Annotated in this window: 4 protein-coding genes; 2 read left to right on the top strand and 2 right to left on the bottom strand. The window is 57.3% G+C overall.

Annotation, left to right across the window (positions count from 1 at the left end; all coding sequences use genetic code 11):
* Positions 1–115, bottom strand: a 115-nt coding sequence (locus ROO76_10495) for a 4-hydroxy-3-methylbut-2-en-1-yl diphosphate synthase (GenBank protein MDT8068580.1), incomplete at its 3' end; no start/stop codon positions are given.
* Between the two features lie 182 nt (positions 116–297).
* Here ROO76_10495 and ROO76_10490 point away from each other — a divergent pair.
* Both ROO76_10490 and ROO76_10485 read left to right on the top strand, forming a co-directional pair.
* Positions 298–1,197, top strand: coding sequence for a tetratricopeptide repeat protein (locus ROO76_10490; GenBank protein ID MDT8068579.1), 900 nt, complete (start codon positions 298–300; stop codon positions 1,195–1,197).
* Positions 1,198–1,364: 167 nt separating this feature from the next.
* Positions 1,365–3,599 (top strand): beta-galactosidase, encoded by a 2,235-nt coding sequence (locus ROO76_10485; GenBank protein MDT8068578.1) that lies wholly within the window; start codon positions 1,365–1,367, stop codon positions 3,597–3,599.
* A gap of 77 nt (positions 3,600–3,676) precedes the next feature.
* On the opposite strand, the gene ROO76_10480 is transcribed toward ROO76_10485, so the two are convergent.
* Entirely contained in the window at positions 3,677–4,129 is a 453-nt protein-coding gene (locus tag ROO76_10480) for a hypothetical protein (protein MDT8068577.1), read from the bottom strand.
* Positions 4,130–4,566 lie beyond the last annotated feature (437 nt).

The following is a 4,566-nucleotide window of genomic DNA, read 5'->3' as shown; positions in this document are numbered from 1 at the left end:
GGATGTCGGCGGTATCGGTGTTCGTCATCGACTGCACCACGACCGGTGCATCTCCGCCAACGCGGACCCCGCCGATATTGACTACATGCGACTTGCGGCGCTTGATTTCAGCCATACAGAGTCTTCAGTTTAACAAATGTGATGCTTGTAGCGGGTTTTGGCGCCCCGCGCTGAAGTTTTAGCTCATTTCGGCCCCAAAACCCTTAGCGAACAAAAACTTGCATCAAGAGCAGAACCGGCCTAAACTTCGCCACCAATCCCGCTAGCACGATTTGGCGTTCACCCAGGAGCCACCCGATGATCCGCGCTCGGGTAAGGTGCACGATTCTTGCTTCTTTGTTGCTACTGGCAACAGTTGCCGCAGCCGACCTTCTTGAAAACGACAAAACTGCCGTCGACCAGTTGAGCGGAATGAGCGCCGGGGAGTTCAAGGCACTGATGGCGTCTGCCGCAAAGGGTCGCTCGTCGGCGCAGGCCCTCCTCGCAATTGCCTATCTCAAAGGAATCCATGTCGATAAGAATGTAAGAGCGGCATTCGATCTCTTCGCGAAGGCAGCAAAGAAAAACCAGCCGGTCGCAATGAACAACCTCGGCCTCATGTATTTCTTCGGAGAGGGCACGGCGAAGAACTATCCCGAAGCCCTCCGATGCTTCCGCGCCGCCAGCGAGCGGGGCAGCGCCGATGCCCAGTTCAACCTCGCGCTCATGTATCACCACGGCTATGGTGTTCCCGTGGATACCAGCGAAGCCGCCAAGTGGTACGAGATCGCGGCACGGCAGGGGGATGTGAGAGCGCAGAACGTACTCGCAACCTTGTATGAAAATGGCGATGGCGTCGCCAAAGACCAGGGACAGGCGTTGAAGTGGTTCAAGAAAGCCGCCGATAGCCGCTACGCGATGGCCCAGTTCAACCTTGGAATACATTATCTTGAGGAGTACGACCACCCGGCCGCTATGCACTGGTTCCTGCTCGCAGCCAACCAGGGTAATTCTGCAGCGGCCAGGAACCTGATAGCTCTATATCTTCACGGCGACGCGGACAAACTTAACTACCGCGAAGCTTATCGGTGGCTGGTGAGAATTCATGGAAGCGATCCATGGTTCACAGAGAAGCTGCAACTCTGCCGCCAGCACCTCTCCAAGACCGATCTGGATGAGATAGAGACGACCGCATCAGTCGCCACGAACGCAAACTGAAACGGGAATAAGTGAACGGCATTAGCTCTTTCGAACAGGGATAATGCCTTTCATCTGCATCGAATCTCGCCGGTACGAATTGACCCCCGCTCGCCAAATCCGTGTGGCGAACCTTCCCGTGTTGCTGTACGTTACGGCTGTACCACCAGATAGCTCCCGAGGAAGCAATGAAGGGTTTCCGAACCTTGGTCCTGCTGCTCGTCTGCGCGAGCGCCGCGTTCCCGCAAACTAAGAGTCCGAAACCAACAGCTTCGGCAACCACCTCTCCTGCGCCGTTCTTTCCGGTTTCCGTCTGGTACAGCGGCGGAAAGGCTCGCGCGCCGATGCTGGAGAAGATCACGCCCGATTCGCCTCGCCTCTGGAAAGAAGACCTGCTGAAGATCAAGGGACTTGGTTTCAACACGGTTCGAACGTGGGTGGAGTGGAATATCGGGGAGCCACGTGAAGGCGAATACCACCTCGACAATCTCGACTTACTTCTAAAACTCGCGAACGAAGTTGGGCTGAAGGTGATCGTCCAGGTCTACGTCGATTCCGCTCCCGAATGGGTGGGCAAGAAATTTCCCGACGGGCGCTACGAGGCGCAGGACGGGCAACCGATCCCCTCACAGGCCGCACCCGGCTACTGCATCGATCATCGCGGCGTTCGCAATGCGATCCTTGCGTTCTATGCCGAGGTAGCGCGGCACACTGAAAAGAGCCCCGCGTTTTATGCCTACGACCTGTGGAGCGAACCGGCCGCGCTGAACTGGGCGCGGATCGGATACAAGTCGGAGCCGATGTTCTGCTACTGCCCGGGCAGTATCGAGCGCTTCCGCCTGTGGCTGAAAAAGAAATACGGCAACATCGACAACCTGAACGAAGCTTGGCACCGCACCTTCACCGATTGGTCCGAAGTAGAACCGCCCCGCTACGGCACCATTCTCACTTACACCGACTTTATGGATTGGCGCATTTACTACGGCTACAAACTCGCCGAAGATCTCAAGATGCGCAACGACGCAGTGAAGGCGGTGGATCCCAATCACATCACCACCAGCCACGCGCCCAATCCTTCGCCGCTGGTTCGCACCCTGGCCGATCCGTATGACCCCTCGGATGACTTCCTGATGAAGGATTCAGTCGATTACTTCGGGACCAGCTTCTATCCGAAGCTTACCTCGCCAGATCACAACTGGGACTTGAACCGGCAGGTGTTGGCGATGGATCTGACGAAGGCCATCACGGGCGGGCGCGGCTTCTACGTCGGCGAACTCCAGAGCGGATATGGCGTTCACGGAACCATCATTGGATCGGAGGTCACGCCGAATGATCTGGAAATGTGGACATGGGGAATGGTCGCTCGCGGCGCGAGGGCGATCAACTACTACGCCTTCTATCCGATGAACGCCGGGTACGAGTCCGGCGGGTACGGGATGATCAATCTCGACGGCACGCTCACCGAGCGCAGCCGTCGCGCAGGCGCAACGGCACAGAGGATTGCGGCGAACGCCGACCTTCTCCTGAACTCGCATCCTGAATCCGCCGAAGCGGCGATCGTCTTTAGCCCACTGGCGCCGCTGCTGGGCGGCTACGACGCCTATGGCAGTCGCACGGCGATGCACCAGGCCGTCGCCGGTTATCACCGCATGTTCTTCGAGCGGAATATACCCGTTGACGTGGTCAGCTCGCGAGAGCTGTCAAAGAAGAAACTGCGCCAGTACAAGCTCGTAATCGTTCCTTATCCGCTGATGCTGACGCGAGAGGAGGCCGACGGGCTGCGGCAATACGTCTCCGAGGGCGGTCACCTGTTCAGCGAGGCGCGGCCCGGTTGGGTGGATGAACGCGGACACGCCGAGCCGATAATCCCCGGCTTTGGCTTGCACGAGATGTTCGGCGTGCGCGAAAAGCGGCTTGTTCCCGGGAAGGAATTCCAGGTGCGCTGGGGCAATGCATCGTTTGCATCGATGAGATTTTTAGAACAATTCGACACTCTGAGCGCGTCCGCGAAAGCGGTGGCGTTCGCGGAAGACGGAACACCGATCGCGTTCGAGAACCATTACAACGAGGGCAGCGCAATCATCTTCGGCAGCTTTGCCGGGCAGGAAGACCAGCAGAAGCCCGTGGCGATGCATCCGCTCGGTCAGATCCTCGCTGAATGGGCAGGGCTGCGGGAACCGGTGCTGAAAGCTCCCCCACCAATTGAGTTGCGGCAGATGGTGTCGCCGGAAGGGCGACTGGTTTTTCTTTTCAATCACTCCAACGCTGCCGCGACGATGGATCTCCGCCGTACGCTGGAAAAGCCAGCAAAATCCATCACTGAGGTCATTACGACGCAGAAAGTTCAGACTTCCGGCACGAGCCTGGAAATCAAGGCAGTTGTTCCGGCAGAAAGCGTCCGCATTTACAGGATCGATTACTAGTGCACGAACTCCGGAGAACGCAGGCCGACGCCAGGTAGACGCATCGCGCCGTCGGTGCGGCTCACAACAGAATTGCGTTACTTCAGCCCCTGAATCACTCCATGAATCTCCGCAATCCAGGGCGGTGCTCCCGGAGTGGTCGCCGGGTCGGGAAACAGGAACGGGCCCTGAACAACGACCTGACCCGATACGCGGTCGTAGGCTCCGGTTCCATTCGCAATAGTGCCGGTTTCGTCCAGCCTGTAAAGGCCGGGAGTGGAGGCTGGTATCCCCGTGAATTTTGCCCGCACGTCAAAACTGCTTCCATCCGGCAATGAGAAAGTAATCATCTCGGTGCCGGAAATCGCTCCATCCGGAGTTCGAGCTATCGAATTATTGCGATCGACAATAGTTGCCTTTACAGGCGGATTCCCGCCGATGGCGAGAATGGCATGACCGACCCAGGCTCCCTTGCCTTCGAACCCATAGTCAAAAGAGCCATATATCGTACCTGATACTTCCTTGGCCCCATTCGACGTCAGTGTTTCCATAGATGATCTCCCTGATCCGAACAAGGTCTGCGCCAAGGGCGACAAAAGCCACAAGCCGGGAAATAAAACCGCAGTGATTAGAAGACGTCTCATGGAGAATTCCCCCGATTCGCGACTGCCTAATCCATGTACCGGAACTGCCCGGTCACACTCTCGTCCCGGCGCGTGTCAATGATTCGCGTTCACTGCAATGTTGAAAGTGGGCTACCGATCCGCGTTCACGGACACCATCTGCTGAGAGTGCCGCAAATTCAAAACGGGGTGCAAAAGCGCCCCGTTTTTTGACTTACGGTCAACTCACTGGAATCGGTGCGGCAGTAATTTCACAACGTCGTTGAAGATCACCAGTCCGGCGAACAAGATCAGGCACACGAATGCTGCCTGGTAGATACGTTCTTTCACGGTCTGATTGATGTCGCGCCTGATCAGGCCTTCGA

The organism is Terriglobia bacterium (assembly GCA_032252755.1).
GTDB lineage: Bacteria > Acidobacteriota > Terriglobia > Terriglobales > Acidobacteriaceae > JAVUPY01.
Note: the sequence above shows the minus strand (reverse complement) of the source record. Positions and strands in the feature narration are given on the sequence as shown.